The sequence below is a fragment of the Pelistega ratti genome (assembly GCF_009833965.1).
Taxonomy (GTDB): domain Bacteria; phylum Pseudomonadota; class Gammaproteobacteria; order Burkholderiales; family Burkholderiaceae_B; genus Taylorella; species Taylorella ratti.
In genome coordinates this window covers 2,160,036-2,178,550 of sequence record NZ_CP047165.1, presented here as the reverse complement: position 1 = coordinate 2,178,550, position 18,515 = coordinate 2,160,036, and the positions used below count along the sequence as shown (strand labels likewise).

Annotated in this window: 15 protein-coding genes; all 15 read right to left on the bottom strand. The window is 40.2% G+C overall.

The window, feature by feature from the left end:
* Positions 1-77 precede the first annotated feature (77 nt).
* On the bottom strand, positions 78-1,007 hold the full coding sequence (gene lpxC, locus F9B76_RS09515) for a UDP-3-O-acyl-N-acetylglucosamine deacetylase (RefSeq protein ID WP_159991894.1): 930 nt from the start codon (positions 1,005-1,007) through the stop codon (positions 78-80).
* Positions 1,008-1,282: 275 nt separating this feature from the next.
* Complete coding sequence (gene ftsZ, locus F9B76_RS09510) at positions 1,283-2,509, bottom strand: cell division protein FtsZ (RefSeq protein ID WP_159991893.1); 1,227 nt, start codon at positions 2,507-2,509, stop codon at positions 1,283-1,285.
* Between the two features lie 187 nt (positions 2,510-2,696).
* Entirely contained in the window at positions 2,697-3,917 is a 1,221-nt protein-coding gene (ftsA, locus tag F9B76_RS09505; protein WP_159991892.1) for a cell division protein FtsA, read from the bottom strand.
* Positions 3,914-4,717 carry a cell division protein FtsQ/DivIB gene (locus F9B76_RS09500; protein WP_243140640.1) on the bottom strand — a complete coding sequence of 268 codons (804 nt, stop codon included), beginning with the start codon at positions 4,715-4,717 and terminating at the stop codon, positions 3,914-3,916. Before F9B76_RS09500 ends, ftsA begins: the two co-directional genes overlap by 4 nt.
* Before the next feature lie 13 nt (positions 4,718-4,730).
* Positions 4,731-5,660, bottom strand: coding sequence for a D-alanine--D-alanine ligase (locus F9B76_RS09495; RefSeq protein ID WP_159991891.1), 930 nt, complete (start codon positions 5,658-5,660; stop codon positions 4,731-4,733).
* Positions 5,657-7,066: a UDP-N-acetylmuramate--L-alanine ligase gene (gene murC, locus F9B76_RS09490; RefSeq protein ID WP_159991890.1), complete on the bottom strand. Its 1,410-nt coding sequence runs from the start codon at positions 7,064-7,066 to the stop codon at positions 5,657-5,659. Before murC ends, F9B76_RS09495 begins: the two co-directional genes overlap by 4 nt.
* 2 nt (positions 7,067-7,068) lie before the next feature.
* A complete protein-coding gene (gene murG / locus F9B76_RS09485; protein ID WP_159991889.1) occupies positions 7,069-8,133 on the bottom strand; it encodes an undecaprenyldiphospho-muramoylpentapeptide beta-N-acetylglucosaminyltransferase in 1,065 nt (354 codons plus the stop codon).
* A gap of 1 nt (position 8,134) precedes the next feature.
* Positions 8,135-9,274 (bottom strand): putative lipid II flippase FtsW, encoded by a 1,140-nt coding sequence (ftsW, locus tag F9B76_RS09480; protein WP_159992187.1) that lies wholly within the window; start codon positions 9,272-9,274, stop codon positions 8,135-8,137.
* A gap of 44 nt (positions 9,275-9,318) precedes the next feature.
* A complete protein-coding gene (gene murD, locus F9B76_RS09475; RefSeq protein ID WP_159991888.1) occupies positions 9,319-10,848 on the bottom strand; it encodes a UDP-N-acetylmuramoyl-L-alanine--D-glutamate ligase in 1,530 nt (509 codons plus the stop codon).
* A 46-nt stretch (positions 10,849-10,894) separates the two neighbouring features.
* Positions 10,895-12,064, bottom strand: a complete 1,170-nt coding sequence (gene mraY / locus F9B76_RS09470) for a phospho-N-acetylmuramoyl-pentapeptide-transferase (RefSeq protein WP_159991887.1) — start codon at positions 12,062-12,064, stop codon at positions 10,895-10,897.
* A gap of 2 nt (positions 12,065-12,066) precedes the next feature.
* On the bottom strand, positions 12,067-14,826 hold the full coding sequence (murF, locus tag F9B76_RS09465; RefSeq protein WP_159991886.1) for a bifunctional UDP-N-acetylmuramoyl-L-alanyl-D-glutamate--2,6-diaminopimelate ligase MurE/UDP-N-acetylmuramoyl-tripeptide--D-alanyl-D-alanine ligase MurF: 2,760 nt from the start codon (positions 14,824-14,826) through the stop codon (positions 12,067-12,069).
* 5 nt (positions 14,827-14,831) lie between these two features.
* Positions 14,832-16,640, bottom strand: coding sequence for a peptidoglycan D,D-transpeptidase FtsI family protein (locus F9B76_RS09460; protein WP_159991885.1), 1,809 nt, complete (start codon positions 16,638-16,640; stop codon positions 14,832-14,834).
* A 17-nt stretch (positions 16,641-16,657) separates the two neighbouring features.
* On the bottom strand, positions 16,658-16,963 hold the full coding sequence (gene ftsL / locus F9B76_RS09455; RefSeq protein WP_159991884.1) for a cell division protein FtsL: 306 nt from the start codon (positions 16,961-16,963) through the stop codon (positions 16,658-16,660).
* Positions 16,960-17,952 (bottom strand): 16S rRNA (cytosine(1402)-N(4))-methyltransferase RsmH, encoded by a 993-nt coding sequence (rsmH, locus tag F9B76_RS09450; RefSeq protein WP_159991883.1) that lies wholly within the window; start codon positions 17,950-17,952, stop codon positions 16,960-16,962. Before rsmH ends, ftsL begins: the two co-directional genes overlap by 4 nt.
* A complete protein-coding gene (gene mraZ / locus F9B76_RS09445) occupies positions 17,952-18,380 on the bottom strand; it encodes a division/cell wall cluster transcriptional repressor MraZ (protein ID WP_159992186.1) in 429 nt (142 codons plus the stop codon). Before mraZ ends, rsmH begins: the two co-directional genes overlap by 1 nt.
* Between the last annotated feature and the right edge of the window lie 135 nt (positions 18,381-18,515).

Genomic DNA, 18,515 nt, shown 5'->3' with positions numbered 1-18,515 from the left:
TTAGGCAAGGTATTAAACGATAAAACTACTTAATACTTACTTAGATAAAAAGACCTAATCAATATTCTGCTATCACACTAAGCCAGACGCCAATCCCGATTTAAAGCATCCGCTTGTCGTAGATTAACTTCATCTTCAAAAGTCACAATCTCATATGCATCTTCTTGTGCTAAAAGTTCACGCGCAAGTTTATTATTGAGGCCATGCCCTGATTTGCAAGCCACATAACGTGCTAATAAAGGATGACCTATAAGGTAAAGATCACCTATCGCATCAAGAATTTTGTGCTTAACAAATTCATCATCATAGCGTAAACCATCTGTATTCAGAATACGGTATTCATCTAATACAATGGCATTATCTAAACTTCCCCCTCTTGCTAAGCCAATACCACGAAGCATTTCAACCTCGTTAGCAAAACCAAAGGTACGAGCTCTTGCAATCTGGTCGATATAGGAATCTTTAGAAAAATCAATCTCGGTAAAACTTGCTGTTGAATCAATAGCAGGGTGTTTAAAATCAATCGTAAAAGCAAGTGAAAAACCTTCATAAGGCTCTAATCTTGCCCATTTTGCTTGATCCCCTTCTCCCTCTGATACTTCAACCGTTTTTTTCACACGCAAAAACCGTTTAGGGGCATTTTGCTCTTCAATCCCTGCATCTTTTAACAGATAAATAAAGGTCGCCGCACTACCATCCATAATAGGGATTTCTTCTGCATCCACATCAATATGAAGATTATCAATCCCCAACCCTGCCAAAGCACTCATTAAATGCTCTACTGTTGATACACGATACTGCCCATTCTGTAAAACAGATGCCATTTTTGTATCCCCTACCTTAAAGGCACTTGCAGGAAAATCTAATACCTCTGGCGTATCTACGCGATGAAAAACAATACCTGTATTAGGCTCGGCTGGACGTAAGGTAAGCTGCACACGTAATCCTGAGTGCACACCAACCCCTGTTGCTTTAACCACTTTTTTAATTGTTCTTTGTTTTAACATATTCAACAACCTTTAAATAAAAAGATTTATTTACACGCCTAATTGTACGCTGATTCAAGCGTATTCTTTCATATTTATGACAAATAAAAATACTACAATATATTACGTCAAAATATACCCTTTTGAAAATGTATCTGTTTTATAACTTCACCTTAACTTAAGCAGCATACATTATCTGGGGGAAGCAACAACGTTAAGAAACATAAAACGGAAACAGTACCAAAATACTGTCTCCGTTTTACTATTTTTACTTAATAACGATAAAAGAGTCGTTATTAATTTGCCTGTTTACGTAAATAAGCAGGTACATCTCGTTCATTACGATCTGCTGCAAAGGGACGTCCACGTCCAAATGCACGACCGCCACGAATATCAATAGATGCCATTTGTTCTGTTGATGGTGTGAATAAGGTTACACCATCTGTACCTGTTGCAACAGCCTGTGTCGCTTGTTGTTCAGAAACTTCGTCTTCTACCAATTGAAGAGCACGACCTAAACCTGTCGCAACAACGGTTACGCGAACACTATCACCCATGCTTTCATCATAAGCTGTACCTGAAATAATCATCGCATTACGATCAGCATAGCTATTAATAATATCATTAATCTTACGAACTTCGCTCATTTTGAGGTTACTACGATTGGCGGTAACATTGATAAGAATACCACGCGCACCGTTAAGATTAACCCCTTCAAGCAATGGGCAAGCAATGGCTTCACGCGCTGCTGTTTCTGCACGATTTGGACCAGAGGCTGTCGCCGTTCCCATCATTGCCTGACCATATTCACCCATGATCGTTTTCACGTCTTCAAAGTCAACGTTTACATTACCTTGGATATTAATAATTTCAGCGATACCAGCACACGCATTATTTAAGACATTGTCTGCTTCTTTGAAGCACTCTTCCAATGTAGCATCATCACCCATGATTTCGTAAAGTTTCTCATTGAGAACAACTACTAATGAATGCACATGTTCAGTTAGTGCCTTAATACCCTCTTCAGCGGTTTCCATCCGTTTTGCCCCTTCAAAGGCAAATGGTTTGGTCACGATACCAACAGTTAGAATACCTAATTCTTTCGCTATTTCAGCAACAACAGGTGCAGCTCCTGTACCTGTACCACCACCCATACCAGCAGTGATAAAGACCATTTGAGCACCTTGTAACGCATGACGAATTGACTCTCTAGCTTGTTCAGCCGCTGCTCTACCTTGTTCTGGTCTAGCACCTGCACCTAAGCCTGAAGTTCCTAATGCGATTTTTGTTTCTGCTTTAGATTGTTTGAGTGCTTGTGAATCTGTATTTGCACATACAAACTCAACGCCTCTTGCACCTGATTCAATCATATGATTGATGGCATTACCGCCGGCACCACCAACACCGATAACTTTGATAAGCGTCTTACTTGGTAAAGTATCATCAATAATATCAAAACCTAATTCAGACGTCTTTTGAGACGAAACGTCATCTTCGTCTATAATGTTGAATCCTACAGCCATTGATCAACTCCTAAAACGAAACCATTAATGAAGCCCCCTTCATATATTGGATGACATCTCAAAGAAAAGCCCAGTGCGTGACTACTCGATCTTATCTTTGAACTGCCTCCACTGCTTTAGTCGCCTAAATCAACTAAAGGTAGGTAAACTCATATTTACCCACCCTAATTATATACTGAAATTATAACTAATTCATTACGTAATTCCAGAGTTTCTTAAAAAAGTTTTGTTTACTAGATTCTGACGGTAAATTATCTAATTGTAACCGTGCTTGCAACAACAATCCCATCACTGTCGCAAAACGAGGTCCAGCAACCACATCTGACAAACTATTGTAATATAACGGCTTACCCACCTTGGCAGGAATTTGAAAAACTTCTTCGGCTAACTCGGCAATTCCTGTTAGTAATGCACCACCTCCTGTTAATACCACTGAATTTGGAACGAGTGCATGTTCATGAAGATGATCTTGAATGGCATCAAACATTTCGACTAATCGGGCATTAATAATCTCACCAATAATATGAGGAGAGACAACACGTTCTTTTCTTTCCTGATCACCTACGGGAGAAATCGTAATAGGATGTGCATCAGTTGGTACTAGACTACCTTTCGCTATACCATGTTCCAATTTGAGATCTTCCGCTTCTGTCGCTGGAATATGTAGAATAGTCGCTAAGTCATTGGTCACCAATTGCCCTCCTTCAGGGAAAATATGACTATGACGAATAAACCCATCCTTGTACATGGCAATACCTGTTGTACCTGCACCAATATCAATTAACAACACCCCTTGTTGCTTTTCATCTTCAGTGAGGCATATTTCACTTGCAGCAAGTGGATTTAAGGTTAGTTGATGAGGTTCTAATCCACAACGGCGAACACATTTAAGAATATTTTGAGCCGCTGTTTCTTCACCTGTTACAATATGCACATGGACTTCTAAGCGTACACCAGACATCCCTTCAGGACGAGAAATTCCCTCTTGACGATCAACAATAAATTGTTGCGTAATCACATGTAAAATACGTTGTTCATTAGAGATATTTACTGCTCTTGCCGTATCAATAACACGGTCTATATCATAGTTGGTGACTTCTTTATCTCGGATAGCCACCATACCGCTTGAGTTAAAACTAACGATATGTGCGCCTCCCATACCAACCCAAGCATCACGAATTTTGCAGTCAGCCATCAGCTCGGCTTCTTCTAGCGCTTTTTGAATAGCTTTAACCGTTGTATCAATATTAATCACTGTACCATTACGGATACCGCCCTGTGTAGGTGCTTGCCCAAGACCTAATACATCAAACTTTCCATCAGCAAGGGCTTCTGCCACGACAGCAACCACTTTACTTGTACCAATATCTAAGGCAACAATCAACTTCTTTTTAGAATCCCGACTCATTTTTTCTCTGCACTCTCTTCATTAACGACTGAATCAAAGGTTATTGCAAAACCCTTAGCATACCTAAGATCAACTCTTATTATATTTCTTCCTTTGGTTTTATTGAGTAAAATAGGCCATGCTTGCACAAATCTCTGTACATTTTCTGCAAAACTCACTGCCTCTTGACTTCCACCCAAAGGATCAACAACCTCAGCACCACCATCTCGCCCCAAAATAAGTGTTAAACCATTACTTAATTTAACTTGCCAAGCGTAGCGATCACTAAGCGACATCGTCTCAATTCGCAAATTTAAGGGGGAAAGTAGTGTAGCTAACTCTCCAGCCCGTTGAACCATCAGTTTTTCAGAACCATCGGGCCCATTATATTGAGGATAAAAAACATTATCATCTAATTCTTCTCGGTTAGCCGTAAAAATCTCACCCCATGTATTAATCATCTGGTTTTCATTCCATTTCGCATATGCTTCATGCTCTTCAATACGAAGAATTAAACCATTTGGCCACATACGACTAATATCCACATGCCGTATCCAAGGTGAACGTTCAATATGGGCTTTTAATTCTGGTAAATCAACCGTAAAAAAATTACCATATACATATCCAGCAATAGCAGATTGAATATTCGCTGGAGAAACGTGTTGTAAGCTATTACCCTCTTTAGGTTCTAGGCGCATCTGTGTAATATTAAACATAGGTCGATGTACAAACCAATAGCCAATCCCTATCAGTAGTGCCAATATTGTTACGGTTACAATGATATTTGCAATAAAATTAGCTAATCGCGGATTGTTAAACACAGATATTCCTTATTTATACCTTTGTACTCGCTTGTTCAAGCAAATAAACACATAAATCTGCATATGCCATACCCGTTGCTTTCGCTGCCATTGGCACAAGTGAATGGCTTGTCATACCAGGAGAAGTATTAATCTCTAAAATCCACGGTTGCTGTTTGGCATCTAGCATTACATCAACACGCGACCAACCCTCACACCCTACTGCCTTATAGGCTTGTACACAATATTGCTGAATTTTTGCTGTTAATTCAGGTGAAAGATTGGCTGGACATTCATAACGGGTATCATTGGCAATATATTTATTATTAAAATCATAATTCCCATCCGGTGCAATAATTTCAATTATTGGCAATGCACGTGCATCTTCCCCTTTACCCAAAACAGCCACTGTTAGTTCTCGACCCACAATAAATTGCTCTGCCAATAACTCACTATCATAGGTTTTGATCAAGGTAAAGGCTTCAGGAATATCACTTTTTGTCAGGATTTTTTTCAATCCTAATGTTGAACCTTCATGTGGTGCTTTTACAATCATTGGAAAGCCTAACGTCTCTGCCGCTTTATACAAATCGTCTTGTGTATAGGCAACGGCATAACGTGGTGTCGGGATGCCTTTTTCTAGTAAGATACGCTTTGTCATTATCTTATCCATTGCAATAGCAGAAGACATCACACTAGGGCCTGTATAGGGAATACCAAGATATTCTAAAATACCTTGCATACACCCATCTTCACCATAACGTCCATGTAAGGCAATAAAAACACGATCAAACTGTTGTGCTTCTAACTGTGCAAGCCCCTGCTCACCCGTATCAAAGAGATGAGCATCTACTCCTTTACTACGCAAGGCTTCATATACACCCTGACCAGATTGTAAAGAAACAGGGCGTTCAGCCGATTTGCCACCATACAACACCCCCACTTTACCTAATTGACTTGTCATTGCAATTCTCCTATCAAACTCGGTACTTTATTAATAGAACCTGCACCCATGCAGACCACAATATCACCCTCTTTAACGTGTTGAAGCATGGTATGAGGTAAGTCTAAAACATCTTTGATAAATACGGTTTGTACAGCCCCTTTTTCAATTAAGGTTTGTGATAGGGCTAACCCATCAGCACCGGGAATAGGAGCTTCTCCAGCAGGATATACATCAGTGAGTAATACCATATCTGCCGTACTTAGTACATTCACAAACTCTTCAAAACAATCTCTTGTTCTTGTATAACGGTGGGGTTGGAAAGCTAATACTAAACGATTATTCGGATACGCTCCTCTTGCCGCCTCAATGGTTGCTGCCATTTCAACAGGATGATGACCATAATCATCAATTAAGGTAAAAGTACCACCGCCTTGCGTATCAGGAACAGGAAAATCACCTATTTGCGTAAAGCGTCTTCCTACGCCATTAAAGCTTTTTAATGCTTTCTGTATGGCTTTATCAGAAGCACCAACTTCAGTCGCTACTGCAATAGCGGCTAATGCATTTAAGACATTATGTTTTCCCGGTGTATTCAACACGACAGATAAATCAGGTAAATCTTTACGTATAGCGGAACGGCGTTGTACCTCAAACAACATTTGCGTTCCTTCTGCACGTACATTCATCGCTCGAAAATCAGCCTCTTCATTAAAACCATAAGAGGTAACAGGGCAAGATACTAATGGAAGTATTTTACGTACATTATCATCATCGGTACAAGCTACCACATTACCATAAAAGGGTAGGCGTTGAACAAATTGAATAAAAGCCGCTCTCAGTTTGGCTTCATCATGTCCATAGGTATCCATATGATCCATGTCAATATTGGTAATAATGGCAATCACAGGTAAAAGATTTAAAAAAGACGCATCAGACTCATCTGCTTCAACAACAATATAATCCCCCGTCCCTAAGCGTGCATTTGCACCTACTGAGTTTAACTTGCCCCCAATCACAAAAGTGGGATCCATACCTGCTGCCCCTAGAATACTCGCCACCAGACTTGTTGTGGTGGTTTTTCCATGTGTTCCTGCCACAGCAATACCGCTTTTTAAACGCATAAGTTCTGCTAGCATAATCGCACGAGGAACAACAGGAATCCCCTTAGCTCGGGCAGCTAACACTTCAGGGTTACTCCCCAAAATAGCTGTTGATGTCACCACTGCTTGCGCTCCGTCAATATGACTTGCCTGATGACTATCATAAATCGTAGCCCCTAACGCTGCCAATCGCCGTGTAACGGCTGTATCATTCATATCTGAACCACTGATTTGATAACCAAGATTCAATAACACTTCTGCAATACCGCTCATTCCAGAGCCACCTATACCGATAAAATGTATATGGTGAATTTTATGTTTCATATTTATCCTTTGATAACGCTCTCACACGCATTAGCAATATCTTCTGTTGCCTGTGTATAGGCCATATTTCTGGCTCGTTGGGCAACCTGTACAAGTTGTTCTCGATTAAGCGTTTGTAAAAAATCACTTAATTGTTTTGCATTTAAATCTTTTTGTGCTTGACTAAATGCCGCCTGTTGCTGACTTAACCATCTAGCATTAACCGTTTGATGATCATCTATCGCATGAGGTAATGGCACAAATAATGCGGCAACACCTGTTGCTGCCACTTCAGCAACGGTCATCGCACCTGCTCGACAAATAAGCAAATCTGCTTGACTTAGTGCTTCTGCCATATTATCAATAAAAGCGACACATTCTGCCCGTACCCCTACTTTTTGATAATTTTGCTGCAATATGGTTAAGTGCTGCTCTCCTGCTTGATGTTTAATAGAAGGGCGTTGTGCTTCGGGTATTAAAGCGATTGCTTCTGGTACTAAAGTATTTAATGCCATTGCCCCTAAACTACCACCAACCACTAAAATACGCAAAGGCCCTTGACGTTGAGCATAGCGTTGCTCTGGTAAAGCCATATGCAATAAGTCTTGACGAACAGGATTACCGACAGTCTCTGCTTTTGGCAGTACATCAGGAAACCCTGTTAGAATTTTTGTTGCAAACTGAGCAATCATTTTATTAGCAGTGCCAGCAACAGCATTTTGTTCATGCACCACAATAGGAATACCTGATAATTTAGCCATTAAAGCACCAGGGAAAGAGACATATCCTCCCATACCTAATACCACATCAGGCTGTGCCATTTTAATAGCTTTTCTGGCATCAAGACAAGCACTTAATAAGGTAAAAGGCAATCTAAGCATTGCGCCGATACCTTTTCCCCTTAGTCCAGAAAAAGTCATTGGTAATAACTCAATATGCTGAGCAGGAACTAAACGTCCTTCCATACGTGCAGGATTACCCAACCATTTAACTTGCCAACCACGTTTTTTAAGAGTATCTGCAACGGCTAAGCCAGGCATAATATGACCACCAGTACCACCCGCCATAATTAATATTTTTTTTGTCATATTATGTTCTCCTTTCATAAGGACGCTGCCCTCGCATCATACAACGGTTCTCATAATCTACCCGTAATAATAGACCCACAGCAACTAAATTCATCACGAGTGCAGAACCACCATAACTCACAAACGGTAATGTTAGCCCTTTGGTCGGTAGTAAGCCAAAGCAAACACCCAAATTAATAAACGTTTGTACCCCAAACCAAATGGCAACACCTTGTGCAACTAGACCGTTAAACTCTCGATCCATTGCAATAGATTGACGACCAATTTCTAATCCCTTTTTAATAATGATAGAGAAAAGAACAATAACACCCAAAATACCCACAAAACCTAGCTCTTCTGCAACGACCGCCATAATAAAGTCTGTATGGGCTTCTGGTAAGTAGTGTAATTTTTCAATACTAAAACCTAGACCGACACCAAATATCTCACCTCGTCCCACAGCAATCAGTGAATGTGTTAATTGATAGGCAGTGGATTGAGCATATTGTTCGCTAAAAGGATCTAAGTAAGCAAAAAACCGTTGTACCCTAAAAGGCTCAAGGATAATAGCAAAAACAACTCCGGCGATAGCAAGGATAACGAGCCCAACAAAAACCTTTAAACTTACGCCACCTAAAAAAATTAAACCAAAGACAATGGCTACCACAACAATAGTAGCACCTAAATCAGGTTCAATAAAAAGAAGTCCACAGATAATACCAGCAAAAACAATAATAGGTGCAAACCCCCTCATTTCTTTCATATATTGTTTTTTGCGTGCTGTGTACCAAGAAGTAAAAATAATCATCACCAACTTAGCTAGCTCAGAGGGTTGAAAACGGATAGGACCTAATGAAATCCAACGATATGCCCCATTTACCTTCACCCCAATAATAAAGACGGCAATCAATGTAATCACCGCCAACACATAAAGGTGTAAGGCATATTTTTCCCAGAATGGCATAGAAATTTGCGTAACTAACATACAAATCACGATACCTGCTGCCAAAAACAAGAAATGTCGTTTGAAAAAATAATAACGATCCGCATTGACAAATTTAGGCCCATCTCCTAATGCAATAGAAGAAGAAAACACCATAATTAAACCAAATACTAATAGCGTCCCTATGGCACAAATCAGCAATAAGTCATAATCCCGCATATTAGTACGTGTGGTTCTAGCAAACCCACCTTGTGTTAATTCGCTCACATCAACTCTCCCATCTCTACCGCAAGTTGATTGACCGCATGAACAAATACTTCACCCCGATGATGATAATTTTTAAACATATCCATACTCGCGCAAGCAGGGGATAATAAAACAATATCACCCTCCTTGGCATATTGCATAGAAGACTGTACAGCCGCTTCTAATGTATCAAATGCCTCCATAGGAACACCTGTTGATTCTAGCGCTGTTCGAATAATTTCTTTATCCTGACCAATCAGCAATACAGCTCTTGCATACTGTTTAATCGGTAGAAATAAAGGTGAAAAATCTTGCCCTTTCCCTAATCCACCTAAAATAATAACCACAGGTCTTCCCAGCCCAACGAGAGCAGCTTGTGTCGCACCAACATTCGTTCCTTTGCTATCATCGATAAACTCAACCCCTTGAATCATTCGCACAAAATTACTACGATGCGCTTGTGCTTCATAATGACGTAATGTTGTTAATAAAGGTGCATAAGGCAGATCAATTGCACGACACAATCCAATCGCTGCCAAGGCATTTAACGCATTATGACGACCTCTAACACGCATCGCATCTGCAGGCATTAAACGTTTAATCATTGTTTTTTGACGGGTAGGGCGTTCTTGTACTTTTTTCTTAGCTTTGGTATGGGGTATGACATCAAAATCATCTTGCTCATTCACACATAACCATGCCATACCATTGATATGTTCAATGCCTAAATCATTCGCTAGCGGTGGTTCATCACTACCAAAAGAACAAATATGCTCATCATCAATTGCCGAAACCATACCCAATGTATAATCATCATCACGATTGACAATAGCGGTATCACTTAACGCTAATAATTTGGCTTTGGATTGTATATAATGCGCCATACTACCATGCCAATCAAGATGGTCTTGTGTAATATTCAATACGACAGAAGCATGGGGATGTAAACTCACCACTGTATGTAACTGAAAACTTGATAACTCTAGCACCCACACATCAGGTAATGTTTGATGGGTTAATGCTTGTTGCAAAGCATCTAATGCTGAGGGACTGATATTACCTGCTGCAATAGCCTGTTTACCTGCTTGTAAACACATATCACGCACCATTGTCGTTACTGTTGTTTTACCATTTGTCCCTGTGATTGCCAATACCTTAGGAGCATATCCTATCTGATCTTTTAAGGATTGTAATGCACGTGCAAAAAGCTCTATTTCTCCAATGACCTCAATCCCCTGTGATACCGCTTTTTCTAAGAATGGTTGAAGATCAGGTTGAAAAGGCGATAACCCCGGACTTAACACAATACAATGAACCGATTGCAATGCATCATCTGATAGGGCTTTAGTTTCACCTAAATAATAATTTTCTGTTGGAATACCTAAGGATTGTAACGCTTCTAAACCACTCGGTTTTTCTCGTGTATCGGCAACTTTAACAGTTGCCCCCTGTTGTACACACCATCGACTAGCCGCTAAGCCTGTTTCTCCTAGACCTAGCACTAAAATCGTTTTTTGATTTAAATCGAAATTAACGGAATGGTTCATAGTTAAAATATCCTTTCACCTACTATCACGATAGAGATTATATTTATTAACGCAATTTTAATGTGGATAAACCAATCAATACTAACATAATCGTGATAATCCAAAAACGCACCACCACTTGCGTTTCTTTCCAACCACCCACTTCAAAATGATGGTGTAAAGGTGCCATTTTTAGAATACGCCGTCCTTCTCCGTAACGTTTTTTAGTGTATTTAAACCAAGTAACTTGTAGCATAACGGATAGTGTTTCAACCACAAATACACCACTCATAATAAAGAATACAATTTCTTGACGGGTAATAACAGCAATTGTCCCTAACATGCCACCTAATGCCAATGCCCCCACATCCCCCATAAATACCTGAGCAGGATAGGTATTAAACCATAAGAAGGCTAAACCAGCCCCACCTAATGCCGCACATAGCACCATCATTTCTGATGCACCGGGAATATAAGGGAATAAAAGATAGCTAGAGTAATCTACCCGTCCTACCACATAAGCAAAAATACCCAATGCAGCCCCAATCATAACGGTTGGCATAATGGCTAAACCATCTAAACCATCAGTAAGATTAACCGCATTGCTAGCCCCTACAATCACAATCCATGTTAAGGTAGCAAAACCCAATACCCCCAAAGGATAGCTGACATTTTTAAAGAACGGGACAATTAAATCTGCACGAGATGGTAATGGCATAGTAAAACCACTAAGCAACCAATCTTTAAATAGGGGCCATAACTCCGCATTTGCAGGAACAGATACGGCAAAACTTAAATAAACGGCTGCAATTACCCCCACCAAAGTTTGCCAGAAAAATTTCTCCCGAGAAGACATCCCTTCTGGATTACGATAGACCACTTTACGATAATCATCTACCCAACCAATCGCACCAAATCCTAAGGTTACCAATAGAACAACCCATACAAAACGATTACTTAAATCAGCCCAAAGCAATGTACTAATAGCGATACTGATGAGGATTAATACTCCTCCCATTGTTGGTGTACCATTTTTGGCTAAATGATCTTTAGGGCCATACGCACGGACAGCTTGCCCTATTTTAAGCTCCGTTAGTTTACGAATAACTCGCGGTCCTGCTATAAGACCAATTAATAAAGCTGTACCACACGCCAACATAGCGCGTAAAGTAATATATTCAAAAACAGAGAAAACACTATATGTATCAGATAGTGCTTTAAATAGCTCATACAACATTTTTATTCCTTATTAGCACTATCCAATAATGCTTGAACCACACGTTCCATTTTCATAAAACGTGAACCTTTTACAATAATTGTTTTGACAGGTAGCTCCTGTAATGCATTTACCAATATATCTATAGCATTAAAGTGCTGTGCACCCTCTCCAAACACTTTAACGGTTTCCTGTGTTAATGTCCCTACGGCAAATACGGCAAAAAGATTTTTTTCCTTTGCATAAGCACCTATTTCAGCATGCATAGCTGGACCATCATCACCCACTTCTCCCATATCCCCCAATACAAGTACCGCAGGTTGAGGAAGCTGACAAGCAACATCAATAGCGGCTTTTACTGAATCAGGATTTGCATTATAGGTATCATCAATAATCACCCCCCCGTCTTCTCGGTTGTATAGTTGCATACGTCCTTTAACGGCTTTAAATTGTGCTAATCCTTCTGCAATAGTTGCCAATGGTACTTTGATTGCCAAAGCACATGCCGCTGCGGCTAAAGCATTACGGATATTATGATACCCTGCGATAGATAATCGTACAGGTATTTGTGTACTCGCTACTTTGGATAAACCGGGCAAAGGCTCATACTGTAGAATAAAGGAAGAACCTAATGCATCTAACTGTATCTGAGAAGCAAAGACATTCCCTTTTTCTCCAAACAAAATACGTTGATGTGTTCCCGATAAACGATGCCAAACGGGGGTATATTCTTCATCAGCAGGATAAACGGCAATACCATTTTCTGGCAAAGCTTTTAGAACTTCACCATTTTCATAAGCAACCGCTTCTACTGTTTTCATAAATTCTTGATGTTCTCGCTGAGCATTATTGACAAGCGCAACATCAGCCTGCGTTATTTGCGATAAAACCGCCATTTCGCCAGGATGATTCATTCCCAATTCAAAAACAGCCGCTTGGTGTTGTGCGGTTAATTTCAAAAGACTTAAAGGAACACCGATATGATTATTGAGATTACCTGCTGTTGCTAAAACATTCTCTTTACCAACGTATGCTTGTAGAATAGAAGCAATCATTTCTTTACATGTTGTCTTTCCATTACTACCACTCACGGCGATGACAGGTAATGAAAACTGAGCTCGCCATGCCTTTGCCACCACAGACAAGGCTTCTACGGTATCTTTTACGACAATTTGTGGCAAAGCTAAGGTTGTATCGGGACTAGAAACAATAGCTGCCACAGCTCCTTTCTGGGCAACATCGGTTAAAAAAGCATGCCCATCAAATGACTCTCCTTTGAGCGCAACAAAAATATCACCCTCTTGAATGGTGCGAGAATCAGTATTAATTTTGTAGCCTGCTTTTAAGAGTAAACCCAATAATGCCCACTGACGATCATCAAAAGGATATTTCTGATGATGAATTTCTTGATAGGTTTCATGTCCTTTACCTGCTATTAACACGACATCATTTGTTTTCGCATGAAAAATAGCATGCAGGATAGTATAAGCACGGTCAGTATTTGCAAAACTACCCTCTGGCATTCCTTGGAGAATATCATTTAAAATCTGTTGTGGTTCTTCAGTACGAGGATTATCACTGGTAACATATACTTTATCCGCTTGTTCTGAAGCAATTTTACCCATCACAGGACGTTTAGTTGGGTCTCTATCACCCCCACAACCAAACACACACACTAACTCTCCTTGTTGGGTCTGTGCAGAAGGTCGTAAGGCTTTTAACGCTTGTTCTAATGAGTCAGGGGTGTGTGAATAATCTACTACGACTAAAGGTATATTTGCCGTTATAGGCGGTTTAACAATTTCTAAACGACCAGGAACAGCCTTTAATAGCGCTAAACTTTTGGCTATTTTACTAATATCCCACCCTAAAGCATTCAATACACCAGCCACTAGTAAAAGATTTGCGATATTATGTTCACCCACTAAATGGGCTAATATCTGTGTCTCTCCTTCTGGTAAAGACAAGGTAAAAATTAAACCTGCTTCTGTAAATTGTTGGTTTTTAGCATAAATACTTGCTTTAGGATGATCTTTAAGCGAGTAAGCCATTGTCGCCTTTGCTGTACTTTGTGTAAAAAAGCACTCACCTGCCGAATCATCAATATTAATCACAGCGTACTCTACATCTTTTCTGGTGAATAGCAATGATTTGCAACGCTCATATTCTTGCATTGATTGATGATAATCTAAATGATCTAAGGTAAGGTTAGTAAACCCTGCCACTTTAATCTGTATATTATCTAAACGACCTTGCTCTAACCCAATAGATGATGCCTCAATCGCTACAGTATGAATATCTTTTGCCTTTAATACCGCTAATAAACGATGCATACTCAACACATCTGGCGTAGTGAGTGATCCACCTAAACTTTCCCCACTCGGCAAAATAGTCCCTAGCGTACCGATAGTAGCACACGCTACTCCTTGTTGATTAAGTGCTTGAGCAATCCAATTTGTACATGAGGTCTTTCCATTTGTACCTGTTACCGCAATAACCGTCATCGAAGCAGAGGGAAAACCATACCACTCATCTGCTAAAGCACCTAATTGCGTGCGTAGCTGATCAACTTCTAAAACAGGGATCTCAATAGAGGGATATGCTAAACCCTTTTCAATCAGAACTGCTGCTGCTCCTTTATTAACCGCTTGATGGATATATTGCGTACCATCCGTGTGAGTCCCTTTACATGCAACAAAGACATCCCCTTTTTGGATGTCTCTGCTATCAAGGCGAAGATCTGCTTTTTCGGATATATATTGTTTTAGCCAATCAATCATCATTTAAATTATCCTTGTGTTCTTTTATTACTCTTTTGATTATGTGCTTCCATTTTATTTTTTGGAGGGGCAATAGGTGCATCTGGCGGAACACCTAAATATTTTAAGGTTTGTTCAATCACTTCTGCTACTACAGGCCCTGATACAATAGTCCCATAATACCCACCCTTTTTCGGTTTATCTAACGTAACAGCAACAACGATACGAGGGTTTGAGATAGGCGCTACCGCCACAAAAGAGCCACGATAGGCTGATTTAGAATACTGTCCATTAACGATTTGACGTGCTGTACCTGATTTACCACCTATACGATACCCACTGACTTGTGCTTGAACCTTAGACCCTTCAGCACCAGCCGCTCCTTCAAGCATTACCCGAATATCACGTGCAACATTGGGTGAGAAAACCTGAATACTGCTAGGGCGATTTTGGTTACGCACTAAAGAAAGGGAAATCATATCACCATCACGGGCTAATGCGGTATAAGCCTGTGCAATTTGAATAAGAGATACCGATAAACCATATCCATATGACATGGTGGCTTTTTCAATAAGACGCCAGTTTTTCCATGGGCGTACACGACCTGCTGCCGCACCAGGGAAACCCATTGTAGGGGCTTGACCAAACCCTAATGCATTAAATACCGTCCACATCTGCTGTGCACGCAAACGCTCTGAAATCATTGCCATACCGATATTACTTGAACGGCGTAAAATACCAGCAACATTTAAAGTACCATTATGATTACTAACGTCTGTAATTCTTGCACCTTGATACTGCCAAGAACCATTACCTGTTGCAAATTTAGTATCACGTGTAATAGCACCTGCATCTAATGCTAAAGCAGCAACTAAAGGTTTAATAATCGATCCCGGTTCAAAAGTATCTGTAATCACACGGTTACGCAAAGCCGCACCACGTCGATCTTTATTATTATTCGGATCATATGTCGGCATACTCACCATAGCAAGAATTTCACCACTTACCGAATCAACTACTACAACACCACCTGATTCAGCATCATGTTTTTTAATGGCTTTCTCCAGTGCTTGAGCGGCGATAAATTGGATACGACTATCAATAGTTAATTGAATATTATCACCATGTTGTGCAGGAATACTTGCACTAGAAGCAACGTCTTCAATAATATCTCCCAAGCGATTACGAATAACCACTCGAGAACCATCGGAGCCTTCTAGCACTTTATTGTATTGTTTCTCTAAACCCTCAATACCATTATTCTCAATATTTGTGAACCCAACAATATGACTCATTAATGAGCCTTGCGGATAAAGGCGCTTACTCTCTGCATCAATATTTACCCCTTTAATTTTGAGAGCACGTACTTGATCAGAGGTTTCTAATGTAATTTGCCGTTTTAAAAAGAGAAAAGGTTTACTTTTATTGGCATTTAATTTTTCTTCTAGCTGTTTCGGTGAATCACCCAGTACCTTTGCTAAAGCCGCCCTACTCTCGGCAGGTGCATTTAACAGTTGCTCAGGAACAACCCAAATACTACTAGCAGGAATACTTGTTGCGAGAAACTCTCCATTACGGTCAACAATACGCCCACGCTCTGCATGTAAAGGAATACGTGCTTCATAGCGCACATCCCCTTTTTTTCGTAAAAAATCACTATTAACCGCTTGATGGTAAAATGCCTGAACGCCCACAGCCACAAAACCACAAATCAACAAAGTATAAAGCAAAGTGCCTCTTGCTTTAAAAGAGGCCTTTTCTCCTGCTGTTTCATAGGAGCGGACAATATTATGACTTTTTTTTACTCTCTGACGAGATAAACCAAACCAGTTTTTCATCTTATTCACCTTGCTGATTACTGCTTAGTCGCTTCTGATGTAGACTGTTGCCATTCTGATGATTTGATATAAATAATTTGATTTATATCGGCAGGCTTTAAATTTAATTTTTGTGCCATTACGGTATTAATATAAGCGGTACTGGTTAAATTAGCACGCTCTAACTGTAAATAACTCCAGACTTGATTTAGTTTTTGCTCTACATTTTGTGTTCGCACTAAATCGTTATACAGTAACCGTTGTTGATAACGCACCGTAATCAACTCCATGGCACTATACACAAAAAAGCTTAACAATACAAAAATTGCTACTATCCCTTTCATAGCGAAACCTCTGTACGTTGAGCAACACGCAATATGGCTGAGCGCGACCGTGGATTCGCCGCTACCTCTTCCTTACTAGCACTTACCTTACCCAGATTCTTGAGAGTCGGTTGAGGCAACTCACTTTCTCTTAAAGGCATACGTGCAAAAGCAGCAGCAGGATTTGCCGCCTGTGCGATAAACTGTTTCACTCTTCTATCTTCTAATGAGTGAAAACTAATAACCGCCATACGTCCCTCAGGCACTAATAAACTCAATATTGACGCGAGGGTGCGTGAAAGCTCTTCAAGCTCGTCATTGAGGTAAATCCGTATAGCTTGAAATGTCCGCGTCGCTGGATGCTGCCCTTTTTCACGCGTCCTGACGGTGGCAGCAACGAGCTCGGCAAGTTCGAGCGTTGTCCGTAATGGGTTGGATTGGCGGCGACTTTCAATCGCCTTTGCAATCTGGAAAGCAAACCGTTCTTCGCCATAGTTTTTAATAACCTCTTTAATTTGTTCTACATCAGCTGTTTCCAGCCATTCTTGTGCTGTCATGCCTTGTGTAGTATCCATTCTCATATCTAAAGGCCCTTCTTTCATAAAAGAAAAGCCTCGACGAGCATCATCAATCTGTGGAGATGAAATACCTAAATCCAACAGAATCCCTTGCACCTGATCAATACCACGAGCATGCAATGCTTCTTTCATTGTGGAAAACCCACCATGAATAATTTGCACCCTATTATCAGTTGCCTGTAATCGTTTAGCCTCCTCTATTGCTAAAGGATCTTTGTCAAATACAAATAACTGAGCATCAGGTGCTAATTGGCTTAGAAGATAACGACTATGCCCTCCTCTGCCAAAAGTACCATCCACATAAATTCCCTTTGCCCTCATACCTGATAAAGACAAATGAATAGCTGAATCCTTACTATAAAAATCTGGATTCACTAATGCGTTTACGGTGGCATACAGTAAGACCGTTGTGTGAGTAAATGCAGTATCCATCACAATGAGAAATCATCCAATTTAGATAAATCGATACTTGCCAAATCTTCTTCTTGTTGAGCAGCAAATTTATCTGCTGCCCACAATTCAAATCGCTGACCCATACCAACAAGGACAACGTCTTTCACAATCCCCGCAACGTCACGCAGTTCCGGAGCGATTAAGACACGACCTGAACCATCTAACTCAACATCTTGTGCATTACCTAATAAAAGGCGTTGCAAACCACGCTGAGAAGAAGGCAGATCCATAATGATTTTTCGTTTGGCTTCCCATTCAAATCGGGGGTAGATTAACAAGCCACCATCAAGGTTTCGGGTAATGGTTATCTTGCCATGGGAGTCTGTCAACAGCGCATCACGATACCGGGCCGGAATAGTCATCCGTCCTTTAGCATCTAATGAGAGAGCACTGTTTCCTTGAAAAATCACTTTTGTCCCACTTTTTCACACAATTTCCTACTAATCTCCACTTTAAGCCATTTAGAATTATTTTTCAAGTTAATTTTTGTTTTCTTCAATAAAAATAAAGGCTTAGCTTACAATCAGAAAATGCAGAGCATT

Coding starts and splice junctions, on each gene's coding strand:
- ftsZ (WP_159991893.1), bottom strand. CDS start 2,509: ATGGCTGTAGGATTCAACATTATAGACGAAGATGACGTTTCGTCTCAA.
- murD (WP_159991888.1), bottom strand. CDS start 10,848: ATGAACCATTCCGTTAATTTCGATTTAAATCAAAAAACGATTTTAGTG.
- murC (WP_159991890.1), bottom strand. CDS start 7,066: ATGAAACATAAAATTCACCATATACATTTTATCGGTATAGGTGGCTCT.
- F9B76_RS09460 (WP_159991885.1), bottom strand. CDS start 16,640: ATGAAAAACTGGTTTGGTTTATCTCGTCAGAGAGTAAAAAAAAGTCAT.
- rsmH (WP_159991883.1), bottom strand. CDS start 17,952: ATGGATACTGCATTTACTCACACAACGGTCTTACTGTATGCCACCGTA.
- murF (WP_159991886.1), bottom strand. CDS start 14,826: ATGATGATTGATTGGCTAAAACAATATATATCCGAAAAAGCAGATCTT.
- ftsA (WP_159991892.1), bottom strand. CDS start 3,917: ATGAGTCGGGATTCTAAAAAGAAGTTGATTGTTGCCTTAGATATTGGT.
- mraY (WP_159991887.1), bottom strand. CDS start 12,064: ATGTTGTATGAGCTATTTAAAGCACTATCTGATACATATAGTGTTTTC.
- ftsW (WP_159992187.1), bottom strand. CDS start 9,274: ATGCGGGATTATGACTTATTGCTGATTTGTGCCATAGGGACGCTATTA.
- ftsL (WP_159991884.1), bottom strand. CDS start 16,963: ATGAAAGGGATAGTAGCAATTTTTGTATTGTTAAGCTTTTTTGTGTAT.
- murG (WP_159991889.1), bottom strand. CDS start 8,133: ATGACAAAAAAAATATTAATTATGGCGGGTGGTACTGGTGGTCATATT.
- F9B76_RS09495 (WP_159991891.1), bottom strand. CDS start 5,660: ATGACAAGTCAATTAGGTAAAGTGGGGGTGTTGTATGGTGGCAAATCG.
- lpxC (WP_159991894.1), bottom strand. CDS start 1,007: ATGTTAAAACAAAGAACAATTAAAAAAGTGGTTAAAGCAACAGGGGTT.